This window comes from Pseudoalteromonas sp. R3 (assembly GCF_004014715.1).
GTDB lineage: Bacteria > Pseudomonadota > Gammaproteobacteria > Enterobacterales > Alteromonadaceae > Pseudoalteromonas.
In genome coordinates this window covers 4179816-4199710 of sequence record NZ_CP034835.1, presented here as the reverse complement: position 1 = coordinate 4199710, position 19895 = coordinate 4179816, and the positions used below count along the sequence as shown (strand labels likewise).

Sequence of the window (19895 nt, the reverse complement as noted above, 5' to 3'; positions counted from 1 at the left end):
TATGTTTTACGGAGTATCCCATGACCGCCACGACGATAATGGATCAGCTTGCCCGCCATGCTGAGCAAAAACCTCAGCAAACAGCATTAGTTTGTGTGGATAAAAAAGCCCATACCCGCTGGAGCTATCTGGCTCTTTATGAGCAGAGTGTATGGCTTGCGGGCCACCTTCAGGCGCATGTAAATGCAGGTGACAGAGCACTGATCTTAATGGACACAGGTATCGAGTATGTCACCAGTTTTCTTGCCTGCCAGTATCTGGGTGTGACTGCCATTCCGAGTTTTCCACCCGAGTCGACCAAAGCACAGCATATTGCCCGGACAGTGGGTATTGCAGAAGATGCCAGTGCAACACTGGTCCTGACGACCAGCCGTTTCGCTGACACGGTTTCGGCTATGTGTGAGTCCCTGAGTGAAGTGGTGGTCCAGGTGGTTGATGAGTTGACGGGGGATACGCCACCAGCGCCGCGCCACCCGGCATCTAGCGATGAAATTGCGTTTTTACAATACACCTCAGGCTCAACAGCTAAGCCCAAAGGGGTAATGGTCAGTCATGGCAACTTGTTAGCCAATGAAATTGCCATTGCCGAACGCATGCAAACCAGCGAGCAAGATGTTTTGGTGAGCTGGCTTCCGCTCTTTCATGACATGGGGCTAATCGGTGGGTTATTACAACCTATCTATACCGGTTACCTCCTTGTGTTGTGCTCGCCACGCTATTTTATGGAACGCCCGGCCCGTTGGTTGCAGCTGATCAGCGAGTATGGAGGTACTATCTCCGGGGGGCCAGACTTCTCATATCGTCTTTGTCTTGAGCGTGTGCGTGAAAAACAGCTGGAAGGGCTCGACTTAAGCAGCTGGCGTGTCGCTTTCTCCGGCGCTGAGCCGATCCGCCATGATACCTTACTGGATTTTGCTGAGCGCTTTGCACCTCAGGGCGTGAAAGCGTCAGCCATTTACCCGTGTTATGGGTTGGCTGAGGGCACCTTGATGGTAACCGGTACAGAGGCCGGCGGCGGTGCGGTTATCCGTGCTTTCGATAATCAGGGGCTGGCAGAGGGGCAAGCTAACCAGGTTGAGGCCAAAGACCTCCGCGATACCGACGCATATAGTCATCAGGTGGGCTGTGGTAAGCCCGCCAGAGAACATACTGTGCGGATCACTTGCCCGCAATCGCAGCGTGCACTGGCAGACGGAGAAATTGGTGAAATTTGGGCCGCGGGGCCGAGCATTGCCTTGGGGTACTGGCAAAATGAGCAAGCGACGCAGGAAACGTTTGTTGAGTGCGAAGGTAAGCGCTGGTTGAGAACCGGTGATGTCGGCTATGTTTTTGACGGTCAGCTTTATATTTCTGGCCGACAAAAAGATTTGATCATCATGAATGGTCATAACGTCTATCCTCAGGATATCGAACGGGCCATCGAAGCCGAGCTAAGCTTTGTTCGCAAGGGGCGTGTTTCAGCCTTCCCGGTGCCCAGCAAAGAAAGTGGCGAAGGGATTGGCCTGGCGATTGAAACCAGTAATAGCTATCGCAATGACACACCAGCTGAGCAAACGGCATTGATTGTTCGCGACTTTATTACCGAGCAGTTCGGTGCCTGTCCGGAGCTGATCTTGTTGTTAGATCAGGGCGGCTTGCCTAAAACGTCCAGTGGCAAGCTGCAGCGTAGCGCCTGCCTGAAATTGCGCAATGCAGGTGAACTGGCCAGTTATGGTGATTTTACTCTCACTCAGTTGCAATCACTCAACACCGCCTCGTCAGGTGCGGATATGTCGCACTGGGATGCGCTAACGCAGCAATTGGCTCAGCACTGGCAAAGTGTATTACGTTATCCGGTAAATCATGATGATGCCGATTTCTTCGCGCTTGGTGGCAGTTCAATTAAAGCCGCTCAACTACTGGCCTTGATCCAAAATGAACTGGACTGTCAGCTTGAACCCACTAGCCTGTTCGCAGCGCACCGTTTTGCAGATTTCTGTCAGCTGGTCAGAGAAGCTAAAGCGTCACCAGGTATTCAGCTTGTGGCATCACAGTTGGCTGATTATCCGCTGAGTACCCAGCAACAAAGGCAGTTGTTCTTATGGCAACTGGAACCGCAAAGCAGTGCCTATCATATTGGTGCTACTTTGGCGTTGCAGGGGAGTATTGAGCCTGAGCTGCTTAAACAGGCCTGTGCCAAAGTGCTTGAATCACAACCGGCTCTGCGTCAGGCGTACTTCAAAAATGCAACGGGTCAGTGGCGCCAGCGCACCACTGCGCAGCCATTGCAGTGGCAAGAGCACGATGTTAGCGATGCCGCCAATCCCACTGCGCAAGCTCAGACAATACAACAACAAATTTCGCAGCAACCTTTCGCACTGGACAAGGGGGAAAACTTCCGCGCAGCTTTGATCTCGCACTCTGAGCAGCATCATAGGTTTGTGCTGGTTATGCACCATATTGCCAGCGATGCCTGGAGCTTTGATTTGATCCTGGCGGAGGTCACGCGGCAGTACAATGCATTGTGTGCCAACACACCGAATGCGTCGACTCACAATGATGCCATTCACTATGGTGATTTTGCCCTGTGGCAAGGTGAATGGCTGGGATCTGAGCAGGCTGCTGCGCAGCTGGCTTATTGGCAGCAAAGGTTGGATGGTCAGGGAGATGAAGAGTTGTTCGCGCCAGAGCGAGCGCGAGGCGCAGATCTGACTGCGCCACTGGGTGTAATGCAATTTACATTGGATCACAAACACACCGATAAGCTGCAACAACTGGCACATGGCAACAATGCCAGCCTGTTTATGCTATTGCTGAGCAGCTTGCAGGTACTGTTTTACCGTGTCAGTGGCAAACGCCAGCCGCAGATCGGCGTTGCCGTGGCAAACCGAAATCTGGCTCAGCTACATAATTTGGTTGGCTTTTTTATCAATACCCAGGTGATCCGTGGCGCAGTAGCGCCGGAGCAAAGTTTTGTTCAGCTGCTCACAGAGTGCAAGACTGCGGCACTTGAGGCGCAGCGTCATCAGGACTACCCGTTTGAAAAGCTGGTGGAAATACTCAATCCGCACAGAGCTTTAGGGCAGACGCCTTTATTCCAGGTAATGTATAACCACCTGGAGCAGGACGTGACAGATGCGTTGACCTTAGCGGGCACGACAACGAGTAGCGCGCAGTCTTTACAGCAGCAGACCCAGTTTGACCTCAGCATTGATTCCCGACTGGATGGTCAGGGACAGCTGACTATTGAACTACAATATAATCAGGCATTGTATCAGACATCGACCATTGCCCGATTGTGTGATGCATATCAGCAGTTACTCAACCAGTTGCCACAGCAGGCAGAGCAGGCCATCGGAAACTGGTCATTGCAGGCCGAGTCGATGACACTGTCGGATGCCGCAGTGGGGCCACAGGTGGTTGCACAGGCCGGAAACTGGCTGAGTGCAATCAGTGAATATGCCAAGCAAAACCCCGATGACACCGCGGTGATCTTTGAAGATCAGCACTACAGTTATACATGGCTGGAGCAGACCGCGAACCGACTGGCCCATGGTCTTGTTGGCAAAGGCCTTTCAGGTGAAGTGGTTGGTATCATGCAGGCACGTAAGCCGCTGATGCTGGCCTCGGTGCTGGCCTGCCTCAAAGCCAACGCCGCTTACTTACCACTCGACCCGAATTTCCCGCAAGCCAAACTCACCCATATGATAGACGACAGTGGCTGTGCTGCTGTACTGGGTGACAGCACGCCCTTTGCGCTATCTGTACCGGTGATTTCACCGGTTACTTTATTGAGCGAATACCACGAGCACAATCAGTCGCCAGAGTGGTCTCATCATTCACATTCACTGGCGTATTTAAATTACACTTCAGGCTCGACCGGCCAGGCCAAAGGCGTGGCGATTGAGCATCAGGCGCTGGCGAGCTATATCGGCTCGGCGATTGATTTTATCAATTTAGCGTCTGATGACGTTGTGTTGCAGTTTGCCACCATTAATTTTGATGCCTTTGTAGAGCAAGTGTTCCCAAGCTGGACGGTGGGTGCAACTGTGGTGCTGCGAGGTGATAGTTTGTGGGATGCAGAGACTTTGTATCAGCAAGCTCAGCGTCACGGTATCTCGGTCATGGACTTGAGTGCGGCCTATTGGCGCAGCATTGCCGCCAGTTGGGCGCGTATTGCTGCAACAACCCCATTGTCACTGCCGCGGCTGCGACAGGTTCACTCCGGTGGCGAGGCCATGTCTGAACAGGGGATATCGGACTGGCGACAAGCCGGTCTGGGTGGCGTCCGCTTACTCAATACCTATGGGCCCACAGAAATTGTTGTTGAAGCGGCGATTTATGACTGCCGGCCACTGACTCCCGGAGAGTCGGTACCACTGGGGCATGCACTGGGCGGACGCCGTTTGTACGTACTGGATCATAACCTGCAGCCCGTAGCGAACGGGCAAGTCGGCGAACTGTATATAGGCGGCGAGATGTTGGCGCGTGGATATTGGCAACGTGCCGCTCAGACCGCGACGCGCTTTATTGCCGATCCGTTTACCAATGACGGAGGGCGCATGTATGCAAGTGGCGATCTGGTTAGCTGGCAAGCAGGTGCACTGCACTACCATGGGCGTAGCGACCATCAAGTAAAAATCCGGGGTTTCAGAGTTGAATTAGGTGAGATTGAAACGCGTCTGACGCAGTTACCCGATGTAAGTGCCGCCGTTGTGATCACTCAGCAGCAAACGCAGGCGCTGAGCCTGATCGCCTATGTGCAAAGTGAACGTCACAATGACGCAGAGTACGCGGCTAAACTGAAGCGTGCTTTAGCTGAGCAATTGCCAGAATACATGGTGCCTTCACATATTGTGGTACTGCCACAGCTGCCTATTAATGCCAGCGGTAAACTAGAGCGACAACAGCTGCCTAAGGTTCAGGCTTCCCCCATTATTGTCTCGAATACGGCCAGTAGTGACATTGAGCAGGCACTGGAAACGGTGTGGCGCAAACATCTGGCAACGGAACAGCTTGATCTGAATGCCAATTTCTTCGACCTGGGTGGCCACTCGCTATTACTGATGGCTGTGTATGATGACTTAAAACCTCAGTTTAGCCAGCTGCAGCTGACCGATTTATTCGCCTATCCCAGTATTGCCAGCCTGGCAGCCTACCTGGAACAGTCCGGGACGGTTGCGTCACAAACAAGCAGCACCCAAAGTGGTGCCAAACAGCGTCGCGGCATGGGTGCCGTCGCCGCTCGCAAACGAAAAGCAAGAGAATCATAAACATGTCAGAACATGAGTATAGTGAACTGGATATTGCCATCGTCGGGATGGCGGGACGTTTCCCCGATGCGGATAACGTCGATGCCTTATGGCACAACATTCGCGCCGGGCAGTGCGCGGTACAAAATTATGACGACGAGGCATTGCGTCGTGCCGGGGTGAGCGAATCCGACCTTACGGACCCGGATTATGTCAAGCGTGGTGTCCCGTTTGAGCGACTCGCGCAGTTCGATGCCGAATTCTTTGGATATACACCGAAAGAGGCTGAGCAACTGGATCCACAACAACGCCACTTTCTGCAAACTTGCTGGCATGCAATGGCTCATGCCGGGTTGCCACTGGGAGAACAAACGGGTGTATATGCCGGGTGTGGTGTGCCTGCCTATCTGATGCAAAATTTATTACAGGGTCAGTCACGTGATATCACCAGTTTACTGGCGCTGACCAATGGTAACGACAAAGACTCACTAGCCACCCGGGTCAGTTATGAACTGGATCTGAAAGGGCCAGCTGTCACAGTGCAAACAGCTTGCTCTACGTCTTTGGTTGCTGTTCATATGGCTTGCCGTGCCCTGCAGAATTTTGAGTGTGACTCTGCCCTGGCCGGGGGAGTATGGCTGAATTTGGCGCAGGATCAGGGTTATCATGCGCCAGCGGGTGGCAGCTTGTCACCGTCGGGTCAGTTGAGTGCGTTTGGCGAGCAGGCTGACGGTATTCTGATAGGCAGCGGCAGCGCGGCCGTGGTCCTCAAGCGTTTGGCGGAAGCTCAGCAAGAGGGCGATCACATTCTGGCTGTGATCAAAGGCTCAGCAATCAACAACGACGGTCGTGATAAAGTGGGTTACACCGCCCCCAGTGTGACTGGGCAGGCCAACGCCATCATGGCGGCCTTGGAGTTTGCAGGCATTGAACCGCACAGCGTTGGTTATATCGAAGCACATGGCACGGGCACTGAGTTGGGCGACCCGATTGAAATCGCTGCACTGAGCCAGGCATACGCCAGCGATACAAAACAGCACTGCGCCATTGGCTCTGTCAAAACCAATCTGGGCCATCTTGATGCGGCGGCAGGTATCACAGGCCTTATCAAAGCAGTTCAGGCCCTGCGTCATCAGGAGTTGCCGCCAAGTTTGCACAGTCAGCCGCTGAACAGCAAAATTGACTTTGCGAACAGTCCATTTTACGTCAACGATACACTCAAGCCCTGGCCAAGTAATGGACCACGGCGTGCAGCGGTCAGCTCATTGGGCATGGGTGGCACCAATGCCCATGTGATTTTGCAGGAGTATACGCACCAGCAGACAAGTGAAGTAAGCGCATCAATGCCGTGGCAAGTGTTACCGCTGAGTGCCAGCAGTCAGGCCGCCTTGATGCGTCAGACGCAAGCGCTGGCCGATGCGCTGCAGCGTACCCCAGAGCAATTTGCCCAGCTTGCGGCTCAGCTGCAACACAAGCGCAGTGCTCTGGCTGTACGCTATGCATGTGTGGCTGACAGTGCTGAGCAGGCAATTGCTCAGTTACTACGTGAACCGCAAGGTGACAAAGCGACGGCGCCGCGAGTGGCTCTCATGTTTTCAGGGCAGGGGTCTCAGTATGTCACTATGGCTCAGCCTTTGTTGCGTGATGTGCCTGCATTTAAGGCGGCATTTGACGAGGTGATTACATACTTCCCGGACGCGCTGAGCGCCGAGCTGAACAGTGTATTTAGCCCAGCAGACAACGAGATCCTGACGGCCAATCAACTGCTCAATCAAACTCGGATCACTCAGCCTGCTTTGTTTGTGGTGGCTTATGCGACTGCGAAAGCTTATCAAGCACACGGTGTTCGCATCACGGCGATGCTGGGACACAGCATTGGGGAATATGCTGCGGCCTGCCTGGCGGGTGTGATGACCCTGGAGGTGGCAACGCACCTGGTGGCTGCGCGTGGAGAGGTATTGCAGAACATGGTTCCTGGCAGCATGTTGTCGGTCATGGCTGATGGCAAGGCGGTTGCGCCTTACCTGAATGAGGAGCTGGATATTGCGGCGCTGAATAGCCCGACCAATACGGTTGTCGCTGGTACCCGCGAGGCAATAAAATCACTCCAGGGCGAGCTCAAAGCGGCGGATATTGCGACCACCCGCCTTCACGTCTCTCATGCCTTCCACAGCCATCTGACTGAAGCTGTATTGCCTGAGTTTGCGGATACATTAGAACAGGTGTTGAGCACCTCATCACTTCAGGCGCCACACACGCCGTTTGTGTCGAATGTGACTGGCACCTGGATCACAGCAGAGCAGGCTTGCTCGGCTCAGTACTGGTTAGATCATATCCGCCAGCCCGTTAATTTTGTGAGCGGTGTCAGTGCGCTGGCTGAGCGATGTGATGTGCTCATCGAAGCCGGACCTGGCGATACCTTGCAAAAGCTTGCCAGACAAACTTTGGGCGACAGTGTGGTTGCACTGCATTCGGTGTCTCATGCGCGCGACCTCAAAGCGCCGTTACCACCATTTGCTAAAACCCTTGGTAAGCTTTGGCAGTTGGGGTGTGCCATCGACTGGTCACAGGTAACAGCGCGTCCGCACGGTCAGGCGAATATTTTGCCTGAATATGTGTTTGCAGATAGCGAATTTTGGGTTGAGTCTAAGCCATTCGAAACAGTCGCATTCTCAGCAGACAATGCACTGAATACCGAGCCTCAGCTGTATGTACCACAATGGCAACAAGCGGTTGAGTTTGCACAAACCAACCGTGCTTTGCAGGATAAACATCTGCTGCTGATCGCGGCGGACACGCCACTGGTCAGTCAGCTGAGTGAAGCTTTGCATCAGGCTGGGGTAAAGGTCACTCAGGTTTGGCCGGGGGAGACCTTTAGCCGCATTAACGAACAAGCTTACCGACTTGATTTGGGGTCGACCGAGCAGTTGGCGCAACTTGGTGAGGCCATTGGGTCGTTCGAACAGGTAATTGATACACGTCTGACTTCAGCACTTTCGCCAGATACACTGGGATACAACTTACTTCTGCCTGTGTTGCAGTGGCTGCTGTCTCTGGGCGGACGTCCACTCAGTGTCTTGGCAAGCGATCTTTTTAACGTGTTAGGTGATGATACCGTCAATCCGGCCAAGGCCTCAGTACTTGGGTTAACACGTGTGGCACCGCTGGAAGAGGCACAGCAAGGTTGTCAGGTGTTGGCACTCACCGAGGCGATGGTGGCCAGTCCGACTCCTGCACTGATAGCCGCAATCCAGGAAGATTTAGTCCATGCCCGTGGTGAAATCGCTTATCGTGGCACACAACGATTTACCCAGTCTCAGTGCGCTGTGCGTAACCAAACAGGCACAGTGAAAGAGACGACAAAGCCGCAACGTACCTTAATCACCGGTGGGTTAGGTGGCGTAGGTCTGGCACTGGCAAAACATCTGGCGCAACAGGGCCATAGTTTAGTCTTACAGACTCGTCAGTCCTTAGCTGATAGTGCACAGTGGGCGCAGTTGGCGGAAGATGAGCAGCAAACCCCACAGCAACGTGCGCGTTTTCAGCAACTACTCGATATTCAAGCCCGATGCCCACAGCTGCAAGTACTCAGTGCCGATGTGACTGATTTAGCGGCTATGCGTGCGGCGCTCGACGCGGCATCAATGCCACTTTCTTCTATATCTCAGGTGGTACATGCTGCTGGTCTGCCAGGCGGTGGGCTGGTTACTCAGCTAAGCGCAGAGCAAGTCCTGCAGAGTACGGCGGCGAAAGTACAGGGAACGCAAAACCTGCTGACCTTGTTCGCAGAGTCTGAGCTGGACACTATGGTGTTGTGCTCTTCTTTGGCTTCCGTACTCGGTGCCATGGCTCAGAGTGATTATTGTGCAGCAAACAGTTATTTGGACGCCGTCGCGCAGCAGTCACATCCTTTTGCAGTGAAAGTACTGAACTGGGATGCGTGGCAAAGTACCGGTATGGCTGCCAATATTGAGTTGGCGGACGGGCTGGGTCTGACGCCAGATGCAGCTTGTCAGTTGTTCGATAAAGCCATCGGTGTTGCACAGCCGCAGGTGTACTGCGCCAGCACTGAGTGGACACAACTTGTCAGTGCAACACGCGCCACCGAGCAGGCTATTCTCACGCGCTTAAACAAGCCAAAAGGTCATGCTCGCCCGGAGCTGGCGGTCGAATTCGAAGCACCGGAAAGTGAACTGGAACATAAACTGGCTGCGTTGTGGGCTGAGTATCTGGGTTTTGACGAAATCGGTATTTTTGACAGCCTGCTGGAGTTGGGGGGAGATTCTCTGGTGGCCATTCAGATGCTGGCGAAGGCTAAGCAAATGTTCAGTGTTGAACTGGAACCTGCCGCCTTTTTTGAAGATCCGACCATAGATAACCTGGCATATATGATTGAAGAACAGCTGGTGGCTCAGCTACAGCAATAATTCAGTTTAGTCAGATCTCAGATAACGGTCTCCTGGTGAGGCCGTTTTTGCGTTAAAAAAACACCGATAGCGAGCGTCTTACAAGTGCACTGTGCAGCAGATGTACAGCGCGAAGATAAATAATAATCTGGATAAATGATGAAAACATTGAACTTGATATATATCTGCTCGCTACGCAATGCGGCGGCCGATCAGGCTGGACGTATGGTTGAGTACAAAGGGGAGCAGCGCTACATGATGTCTCCGCTTGAGCATCTGGTGGAGCAACTTAATACAACCTCTTTGGGTAAGCAGTACGCTCTGAAAGCTGTAATTTTCGATGATGATCTGAGTCATGGACCTGATCAGCGCAAGCTGCAAGACTATGGCCTGGAGCGAGGAACCTCCAAAGGTCCCTGGATCTACCCGGAGTCACTTAACATTCAGGGGCAGCCAGTGGATGAGCTACTGCAGAATATTCCATCGAGCTATCGCAAAACACCGCTGAATTCACCTGAGCGGGTGGCTGGCAAAAAAGAGTTTGAGGCACAACTGGAAGCGCAGCTGGATGCACTTGAGGCCGATGTTGTTTTGCTGGATGGGCTCATCCTTATCCTGGACGACTTAGCCAGTGCGCACAGCAAATACCACAATAAAATAGTGAATATTCATCCAGGGATCACGCGAGCAGATTCACCTTATCAGCGCCGCGGTGCGACCGCGACTTTGGATGCGCTTTACGGGGCACGTGGCCAGAAAGTCACTAATTGGGCGACGAGAGAAACCGTAAGCGTTCCGGTGATAGATAAGACAGGCGCTTCCTTTCACTACATTGATCAGGGAATAGATTCAGGGCCGGTGATCACCGATGTGATGAATACCCACATTAATCCGGACGACACTATTATCGAGATGCGCTGGAACAACTTCCAGCAGAGCCTATTCCCCGCCATGATCAACGGCCTGAAGTTGCTGGCAGAACAACGCTTACCCAAGCCTGTAGCAGTTGACGCCGAGCCTGCATGATAATAATACCAATTTCACTTAATACCTGTTCAATTTGAAGGAGCAAATATGACGCTAACGGTGTTAAAAATTTCTCATTTAGAACAACTGAATAGCAAAATTTTTGCCTCGTTATCGACCCTATTTTCTCGCCTCAAAATAGAACACTTAATTAAACAAATTGGTATAACAAGGTAGTGGGGTATTGCCCGTTACCTTTCCTCTCCCTGAAATTTGTCTGAAAAACACACTTTACAGAGTTCGGCTCTTGCGTTTGGTTTTGTGATATTATAACATCCCCGTATTGTTACAGTATAACGTATTAACCATAGAGTAGTATTGATGATTTTCAGAGCAAAAGTATTGGCTGCAGCCGTATCTGCAATCTTGTTGTCGGCATGTGGTGGTACAGACCATCAGGTATCTAAAACGCAACAGGCAGTGTCTTCTGATGAATCGGTAACGGAAGGCGAAAATAAAGCGGGTGAGGAGACGCACGACCATGACGAAGAAATCAAAGATGTCGCGGGTCGCTTGCTGGTCACCAGTAGCGAGAGCAACGTTGTCAATATTTACTCAGCAGCAGAGCAAAGCCTGATCGGATCTGTGGGCCTGACGTATGCGCCACAATATGCCTATGGGTCTGAAAATCATCGCTATGCTATTTTGGTCCAGCGTGAACAGGGCATAGTGGAGTTTGTTGACAGCGGCCTCTACAAAGAAGCCCATGGTGACCATTTTCACAATCATGAAGACGCTCCTGGTAATGTGTCTTTGCAGCTGACATCAACTAAGCCGACTCATGTTACTGTGAATGAAGGCGGGATTGCCGTCTTCTCTGATGGCGATGCAGACACTCAGAAAACAGCATCTGTCGCTATGTTTGGCGAAGCGCAGATCAGCGGTGAGCGCAGCCAAGTTGTTAAGCTGAATTACAGCACGCACATGCATGGTGCAGCTCAGGCAAGAGGCGAGTATCTGATCAGCACGTTACGTGATAGCGAGAGCGATTCGACCTTGCCGTCACAAATTGCTTTATACCATGCACATGATGACCATTTCGATCAGGATAAGGTGTTTGATGTGACTTGTCCTGCGCTGCACGGCAGTGCGCAAAACGACACCACCATTGCATTTGGGTGTGGTGATGGTGTTGCCATTATCACGCAACAGGGTGAGTCGTTTAGTGCTGCTAAAGTGGCTAATCCAGGCAGCTTCACAGAGGGTATGCGTGTTGGCGCATTAAAAGGACATCACGCGCAGGAGCAGTTCATCGCAAGCGCGAGCAATCAGTTGTTTATGGTGCACCCCGAAGATGGGGAGCTGGAAGCGCTGGAGTGGCAGGTCACTGATAATCATCGCCTGAGCTATTTTGGCTTTAGCCATGATGGTGAGCATATAGTGACACTCGACAGTGCGGGTAAGCTGAGCATTCTGTCAGGGCACGAGCATGAAGCAGAACAAAGCAGTGAACACCAGGGTGAACATCATTGGGAAGTGGCGCATGAAGTGGTGGTAACGGCTGCCGATTTAAAAGATATGCCTAAAGATCATAGCTTTTCACTGGCGCTCTCCTATGCCGAAGAGGCTGTGTTTGTAACTGACCCGATAGCGAAACAAATTAAAAAGTACGATCTGGAGACAGGTGAACTGGTACAGACCATCGAACTGGATGTGATACCGAATAAACTTGTGTGGCTTGGCATCGCCAAGAGTGAAGAGGGGCACAATCACGACCACTAAGCGAAGTACAGATCGAGCCTAACCATTTTTGTAGTGTTAGTAAGCCATCTCGGGTAAAACCAGGTGGCTTTTTTCTTATTCAGATTCGGTCTCGCTGTGCCGCACCTTTGCATCCTGTTCCCTGATTGTGAGACAGTAGAGCGTCATTTTTAATTAACACCAACAGGTACTTTGATGCAGATACGAGTTGCTACTCCCGAAGATATTCCACGCCTTGAACAACTGGAACAAGCCGTCATTGAGGCTGAGCGTCCTTTCAACGCTGCCATTAAAGCAGACAATGCACACTACTATGATTTACCAGCCCTACTGAATGATGAGCATAGTTACCTTATTGTTGGCACAATTGATGGAAGCATCATCGCAACAGGCTATGCCCAAATCCGCCAGTCCAAGGCGCAACTTGACCATGCACAACATGGCTATCTGGGCTTTATGTACGTGCACCCCCAGCATCGTGGCAAAGGGCTCAATCAGCAGATCATGACAAAGCTGATGGATTGGTGTAATCAGCAGTCAGTATGTGATTTTTATTTAGACGTATATAGCGACAATGTAGCCGCTATTCGTGCTTATGAAAAAGCGGGATTCACACCTTGTTTACTGGAGATGAAATTGCACCAACCCGTGCCTCAAAAGTAAACAGTTGAGTAGCAAATTTACCAACAAATACAGCTTAAGTTATCTTTTTGATAATTATTATAATTCGTACTAAATTTGTGCGGGGGGAGTTCGTCTGGGTGTCATAAATACAACTAGGATGAAACAATGAACCCACTCAAATACAGCTTACTACCGCTCGCACTCGCCGTTTCCAATGCCGTTATGGCAGACGATAGTAAAGAAGACCTGAAGTCGATTGAACAGATAGTCGTGTATGGTGAAAACACCCAACGTTCACTAAAAGACACCACGTCATCCATTGCCGTTATTGATCAAGAGCAACTGAAAAGTGGTCAGGTTAACTCCTTGCTGGATGCCTTATCAGGTATTGCAAACGTTGTATTTACGGATAGCTTGCCGACGATCCGTGGCTTGCAAGGTGAAGGTGTATCGCAAGGCTTTAGTTCTTTTTCATCAGGCGCTAAGCCACGTGTATCTGTTATGCGTGACGGTGTTTCAGACCCGTTTGTTGCCAAGCTAAGCGGTGATTTTGGCCTGTGGGACGTTGAGCAAATCGAAGTACTGCGTGGTCCACAATCGTCAAACAGTGGCCGCAACAGCATCGGTGGTATTGTTTACATCAAGACCAAAGAGCCCTCACTGACTGACTTTGAAGCCGCAACCCGTATTGGCTATTCAGACCTGAACGAAAACACGGAACTGTCGGGTATGGTCTCTGTGCCACTGCTGGAAGATCAGCTTGCACTGCGCGCCACCGTTCAGCGTAACGAAGGTGAGTCGTACATGGATTATAAAGGCACCTCTCCTCTGGTGGTGTATCCATTTAATCCAAAAGAGCTTGAAGATACCCGCATGGACATCAAGCTAAAATGGCAACCCGCTGCACTCAGTGGTCTGGATATGCTGCTGCATTATTCGCGCAGTGAAGAAACCGGTGAGCGTCATTGGGGCTTCCAGGGACCGGTATTAAATGGCAATGATCCGGAAAATACCAAAATTGGTCCGCAGTTATCAGACCGTGTTGTGTCTTATCAGGTGGTACCAACACCCGCGGGTCCAGTCGCAGGCTCGTATGCGCGTGATAAAGACACAGAATATGACCGTTGGTCGTTACGCACCCGCTATGAGATAAATGATGCGATTAACCTTGAAATCATGTTGTCAGATACCGACTACCGTTATGAGTTCAGACAGTATCCTGAGCCCTGGTATGTCATCATGAATGACAGTGGCAAAACCTATGATGCGAAGGTGAGCTTTGCGGGTAATGAGACTGTCAGTGGTTATCTGGGTTTGTACATGAATGATCGCGACCAGACTTTCTTCCGTGAAGGTTACTACAAAGGGACTGATGACAGTGAAAACCAGGCAATCTATGGTGAGGCAACCATCAAGGTGAGCAATCAGGGCCGTGTGGTCCTTGGTGGTCGAATCGAGGATGAAGAGCAGTATCGATTCTTCGATGGCGCTGAAATGGCGAAGCGATTTGGTATGCCTAATATTGAATTTGTCACCGATGTTGATAATCGCATTTACCTGCCAAAACTGGCCTATCTGCACGATTTAAACGATAACATCACAGTCAACGCCAGCTTCCGCAAAGGGTACAGCTCGGGCGGCGGTGACTTCCACTGGTTTAGCATGAGCAATTACACTTTTGAGCCAGAGTATGTCGATACTTTCGAAGTCGGCTTGCGCTCTACGCTTATGGACGGTGATTTAAACTTCGCGGTAAACGTGTTTTACAATGACTTCGAGGATTACCAGTATTACGGTACCGGCCCAACGGGTAACCCGAATGACTTTAGCATTATTAACCTGGCGAAAGTAAAAAGCGCCGGCTTTGAAACTGAAGCACGCTATGCCATCAACCCAGATCTGACCTTGTCAGCAAGCTTTGGCTGGATGGACAGCACGGTTGACGAAGCGAATGCTGAAAACCCAACAGTACGTGACAAAGCGCTGCCAATGGCGGCCGATATCACGGCTGGATTAGGGCTGGAATTCTGGGCCACAGATAAGTTCCAACTAACGGCGCGTAGCAACTATGTGGGTGAGTATTACAGCAAGCTGGGTGAAAAAGCTGAGCACCTGGCAGGCGACTACGCCGAGTTTCATTTCTCTGCCGCCTATGTTGAGGAAAACTGGCGTATCGATGCTTATGTAAATAATGCCTTCGATCATGACAGCTTGATCAGTGCAGGTCGGGTAACCGGCTCAGACGTATTTATCTACGGTGACTACACGGACCCAAGAAGCATGGGTATCTCGTTCAGCTATACCTTTTAATTCGTAAACCTATCATGCCCGCGTAAGCGGGCATTTTTCTCTCCCTGTACAGCCCACTCAGGTACCTAGCTCAAAGTCACATTTTTTACCCGCTAAGCTGGATTTTTGCCGTGTTCATTCGTCTAGCAGTCATATTTTGAAATCAGAATCAAACTGACTGCAGTGGAGCCAGAATGTCACAGCAAAGACGTACCAGAAGAAATCGCGCTATCTCCTCCCTATCAACCGAAGACCAACAACGCTTAAAAGCACGTATTGACCAGGCCCAGAGCAATGCCGGCCAGCTCCAGGTTGAGTTGACAGCAGGTGAGCGAGTGCCGCTGACACCCGCACAAAAGATCCTCTGGTATGCCTGGAAGCTGGACCCGCAGGATGTCTCCTACAATTTGGCCGGGGCACTGCATTTTCAGGGTGAATTAAACACCGCTCAGGTCAGGCAGGCATTTGAGACCTTGCTGGCAAAACACTCCGGGTTGCGGATCCAGTTCGTTGAGGAACAAGAGCAGGTCTGGCAGTGCGATGGCGGATATCAGTCTTTGCCAGTTCATGAGCTGGAACTTGCGCATCTTAGCGATCAGGCAAGTATTCGTCGTTTCGTTGAGCAACCATTTGCGCTGTGCAGTGAGCCCTTATTGCGTATTGCCATTGCCCGCTGCGAGGGGCGAACCAGCCTGATCATGACCTTGCATCATATCATCACCGACGGCACGTCAATGCAACAGTTGTTAGATGAGTTTATTGCACTTTATGCTGGCAAAGAGATTGCCTCGCCAGCGTCGGGCTATCTGGAGTTTGCGAAATGGGACAATGAGCAGGACCATCAGCCACACTATGATACCCAGTTGACGGTATGGCGGCAGCAGCTGACAGACTGTGAAGAGACCTTGCGTTTGCCGGCCAAAAATCAGCACAGACACGACCTCAATTATCAGGTTGCAACGCAGACACAGACATTGCCAGCGGCGCTGTGGCAGCGCATTGGCGCGCTTGCCAGTCAGTATCAGGTTACGCCCTATTTAGTCTTATTAACGGCCTGGCAGGCTCTGCTGGCGCGCCTCAGTGACAGCCAGAATATTCGTGTCGGGGTGCCGATTGCCAATCGTCATCGCAGCGAAACTCAGAATCTTGTCGGCTTTTTCGTTAACACTCAGGTGATGCCGCTGCAGCTTGAAGATACCGACAGTTTTGTACAGTTATTAGAAAAAAACACGGCAATGAGCCGACTGGCACAGAACAATCAGGATTTACCATTTGAGCAGCTGGTGAACGCACTCAAGCCGGCGCGCCAAAGCGGCGTTCACCCTATCTTTCAGGTGATGTTTAACTACCTGCGTCGAGATAAGCGCAACCTAAGCCAGCTGGAGTCAGTTTCGTTGTTGGACACCGAAATGTACCGTTTCGGTATGCCGTTTGATCTGCAGCTGGATGTGATTGAAGACCTCAGTGAAGGAACGAGTCTAAACCTTATCTATGCCCGTGAGCTGTATGATGCTGAGTTTGCTCAGGCTTGTCTGGCGCAATTGCAGATGATGCTGGATAGCTGTCTGAGTGACCCAGGTGCTGAGGTCAATAATGTTCCTCTGCTAAGTGCTCAACAGGTATCCGACCTGATCACCACAGGGACCGGTGCTGAGGTGTTTGACTATTCACAGCCCGTTACAACCCTGATCAGCCAGCAAAGTGCCAGCACACCAGATGCGATTGCAGTGCGTTTTGCGTCGCACAGCCTCACTTATCGGGAGCTGGAGCAGCGTACAAACCAACTGGCGCATTATCTGAACGCGCAAGGTATTGGCGCGGAAGACAAGGTGGCGCTGGTGTTCGAGCGCAGCATCGAGATGGTGGTCAGTATTCTGGCGGTGGTGAAGGCGGGGGCAGCCTATGTGCCACTGGAGCCTTCTTTACCGGCGGATCGCATTGCTTACATCGCCAATAGCAGTGGCCTGAGCCTGTTCTTGGGTGACCATTCACTGACACGCTTGGACAGCCTGGCAGATCTGGCGCCCCGTGTTGAACTTTCGACACTGGCACTTGAGCACTATCCGCATAGTTTGCCGACGCATGAGATCCCGGCAACCCAACTGGCTTATGTGATTTACACGTCAGGGTCCACCGGCAAGCCCAAAGGCGTCGGTAACCAGCACAGTGCTATATACAACCGCATTGCCTGGCAACAGTCGGCTTATCCCATTGATGCCGGTGACAAAGTATTGCAAAAAACCCCGTTTGGCTTTGATGTTTCGGTGTGGGAATTCTTCTGGCCACTAATGTATGGTGCTGAGCTGATAGTGGCCCCGCCTGGTGCACACAAAGACAGTGCGCAACTGATCGACACGATCAATCACTTTGGCGTGACAACACTGCACTTTGTACCGTCAATGTTACAGGCGTTTTTAGGTCATGAAGCCGTTGCTACGGCCACCAGCATTCGACAGATCTTATGTAGTGGTGAAGCGTTGCCTAGCGAAGTACAGGCGCAGGCAATGCGTAAGTTACCAGGCATTGCAATTTACAATCTGTATGGCCCGACAGAAGCGGCTGTGGATGTCAGTCACTTCACCTGCCATGGTCGTGCTGATCTGCCAGTGCCAATTGGTGCACCGATTGCGGGGATCCGGTTATATGTGTTGGATCGCGCTTTGAACCTCTGTCCGCAAGGCATTGCCGGAGAACTCTATATTGCGGGTGCAGGTCTGGCACGCGGTTATGTGAGTCGCCCTGATTTGAGCGCCGAGCGGTTTGTTGCCGACCCCATTGCGGCGGATGGCAGCCGCATGTATCGCAGTGGTGATTTGGTAAGCTGGAATGCTCAGGGTCAGCTGGATTATCTCGGTCGTATCGACCATCAGGTTAAGATCCGTGGCTTCCGGATAGAATTAGGTGAAATTGAAGCTGCGTTGTATGCAGCATCTGGGGTACGCGAAGCGGTTGTTGTGGCCGACGACAGCGGCGCTTCGACACGCCTGGTTGCGTATGTTTCAGCCGTCGCTGAGCAGACTCTGGATAGCGAACAACTAAAAGCATCACTGGCTGAAGCCCTGCCTGAATATATGGTGCCAGCGGTGATAGTGGTGCTGGAAACGCTGCCGTTAAGCAGTAACGGTAAAATTGACCGTAAAGCCCTGCCAAAGGTAAGCAACATTTCTTCGGTGCCATTTGAAGCGCCACAAGGTGCGCGGGAAGAGGCGCTGGCAAGTGTCTGGCAACACGTGTTGGGCCAGCCGAAAATTGGCCGACTGGATAACTTCTTCGAACTCGGTGGCGATTCTATCCTGAGTTTGCAGATTGTTACCGGATTGCGTAAACACGGCTATGTGGTGACACCAAAACAGATTTTTGAACTGCATAGCATTGCCCGTTTGGCGCCTCAGTTAAGCGAACTGAGCCAGGCTGAGGCGATAGCTCAGCAGGTGGAAGGTGAGGTGGATCTGTTACCGATTCAAAAACAGTTCCTGACCACCAAGCTGGACAACAAAAACCATTACAATCAGGCGCTGTTACTGACACTGGACACTCCGCTGGACGAGGCTCTGATCCAGCAGGCCTGGTCTGCATTAATCGCACACCATGATGCATTGCGTCTGCGCTTTGTTAAAGATGCGTCGCAGCAGTGGCAGCAGCACTATACGGAATTTGATGCCACGCAGGCTGCTGCCAGCTGTTGGTCGCGTCGTATTGAGGCGACTCAAATAACGGCGCTTGCCGAAGAAGCACAGCGTAGCCTGAATATTACCGAAGCTGAGGTGACCCGGCTGGTGCATATGACGCTGGACGATGGCAGTGCCCGTTTGCTGCTGGTGATCCATCACCTGGTGGTGGATGGCGTGTCATGGCGTATTTTGCTCGACGACTTAGCGCGGGTTTATGGCCAGTTACAACAGCAAGTTAGCCCGTCGCTTGCCAGCAAGAGCCACAGCTATCAGTACTGGGCACAACAGCTCAGTGGTTATGCACATACTCACAGTGATGAACTGAGCTACTGGCAACAGCAGCAGGCTCCCGAGTTGACTTTGCCTGACTTCAACCATGAGGGCAGCCGGAAGCTTGCCCACAGTGCCAGTGTGCAGGTCACACTGGATACACAGCAAACTCAGACCTTGCTGCACGACGCTGGTAAAAGCTACCGGACTCAGGTCAATGAGTTATTACTGAGCGCGCTGAGCGAAGCCTTGTATCAATGGAGCGGACAGGCTGAGTGTTTGATCAACCTGGAAGGACATGGCCGTGAACCCTGGGATCTGGACACAGATTTAAGTCGCACGGTAGGCTGGTTCACCAGCTTGTATCCGGTTCAGCTGACCCGCCACGCCACCCTGAGCGACACCCTGAAACATAACAAGGAGCAGCTCAGAACCGTGCCAAACAAAGGCATTGGCTATGGGGCACTGAAATACTATGGTGATGAGCAAGCCCAGTCCTGTCTGGCAGCCCAACCTCTGGGACAAATTGAGTTTAACTATCTTGGTCAGCTGGATAATACACTGACTCAGTCAGAGGCCCCTGGCGTCTGGCCAGTGAGCACAGCGGTGCCGCTTTCAGCCCGGACTTTGAGCCACACAGTGAGATCAGTATCAATGGTCAGGTGAGTGATGGCCGC

The 19895-nt window shown here is 51.8% G+C and carries 7 protein-coding genes; all 7 read left to right on the top strand.

Annotated elements, in window-relative coordinates:
* Nucleotides 1-20: 20 nt before the first annotated feature.
* The 7 genes from ELR70_RS23440 to ELR70_RS23410 all read left to right on the top strand — a co-directional run bounded on the left by ELR70_RS23440 (nt 21) and on the right by ELR70_RS23410 (nt 19884).
* A complete protein-coding gene (locus ELR70_RS23440; protein ID WP_054014961.1) occupies nt 21-5252 on the top strand; it encodes a non-ribosomal peptide synthetase in 5232 nt (1743 codons plus the stop codon).
* Between the two features lie 2 nt (nt 5253-5254).
* Nucleotides 5255-9658, top strand: coding sequence for a type I polyketide synthase (locus tag ELR70_RS23435; RefSeq protein ID WP_054014960.1), 4404 nt, complete (start codon nt 5255-5257; stop codon nt 9656-9658).
* Nucleotides 9659-9793: 135 nt separating this feature from the next.
* Nucleotides 9794-10663: a formyltransferase family protein gene (locus ELR70_RS23430; RefSeq protein ID WP_128064740.1), complete on the top strand. Its 870-nt coding sequence runs from the start codon at nt 9794-9796 to the stop codon at nt 10661-10663.
* A 321-nt stretch (nt 10664-10984) separates the two neighbouring features.
* Nucleotides 10985-12385, top strand: coding sequence for a hypothetical protein (locus tag ELR70_RS23425; protein ID WP_054014958.1), 1401 nt, complete (start codon nt 10985-10987; stop codon nt 12383-12385).
* A 174-nt stretch (nt 12386-12559) separates the two neighbouring features.
* Complete coding sequence (locus ELR70_RS23420; protein ID WP_054014957.1) at nt 12560-13027, top strand: GNAT family N-acetyltransferase; 468 nt, start codon at nt 12560-12562, stop codon at nt 13025-13027.
* 126 nt (nt 13028-13153) lie between these two features.
* Complete coding sequence (locus tag ELR70_RS23415) at nt 13154-15298, top strand: TonB-dependent receptor (RefSeq protein ID WP_054014956.1); 2145 nt, start codon at nt 13154-13156, stop codon at nt 15296-15298.
* A gap of 173 nt (nt 15299-15471) precedes the next feature.
* Nucleotides 15472-19884: a non-ribosomal peptide synthetase gene (locus ELR70_RS23410; RefSeq protein ID WP_128064739.1), complete on the top strand. Its 4413-nt coding sequence runs from the start codon at nt 15472-15474 to the stop codon at nt 19882-19884.
* Nucleotides 19885-19895: the final 11 nt, after the last annotated feature.

What these genes read in the sequence shown, in the direction of transcription:
- ELR70_RS23440 (WP_054014961.1), top strand. Translation starts at nt 21, where the DNA reads ATGACCGCCACGACGATAATGGATCAGCTTGCCCGCCATGCTGAGCAA.
- ELR70_RS23435 (WP_054014960.1), top strand. Translation starts at nt 5,255, where the DNA reads ATGTCAGAACATGAGTATAGTGAACTGGATATTGCCATCGTCGGGATG.
- ELR70_RS23430 (WP_128064740.1), top strand. Translation starts at nt 9,794, where the DNA reads ATGATGAAAACATTGAACTTGATATATATCTGCTCGCTACGCAATGCG.
- ELR70_RS23425 (WP_054014958.1), top strand. Translation starts at nt 10,985, where the DNA reads ATGATTTTCAGAGCAAAAGTATTGGCTGCAGCCGTATCTGCAATCTTG.
- ELR70_RS23420 (WP_054014957.1), top strand. Translation starts at nt 12,560, where the DNA reads ATGCAGATACGAGTTGCTACTCCCGAAGATATTCCACGCCTTGAACAA.
- ELR70_RS23415 (WP_054014956.1), top strand. Translation starts at nt 13,154, where the DNA reads ATGAACCCACTCAAATACAGCTTACTACCGCTCGCACTCGCCGTTTCC.
- ELR70_RS23410 (WP_128064739.1), top strand. Translation starts at nt 15,472, where the DNA reads ATGTCACAGCAAAGACGTACCAGAAGAAATCGCGCTATCTCCTCCCTA.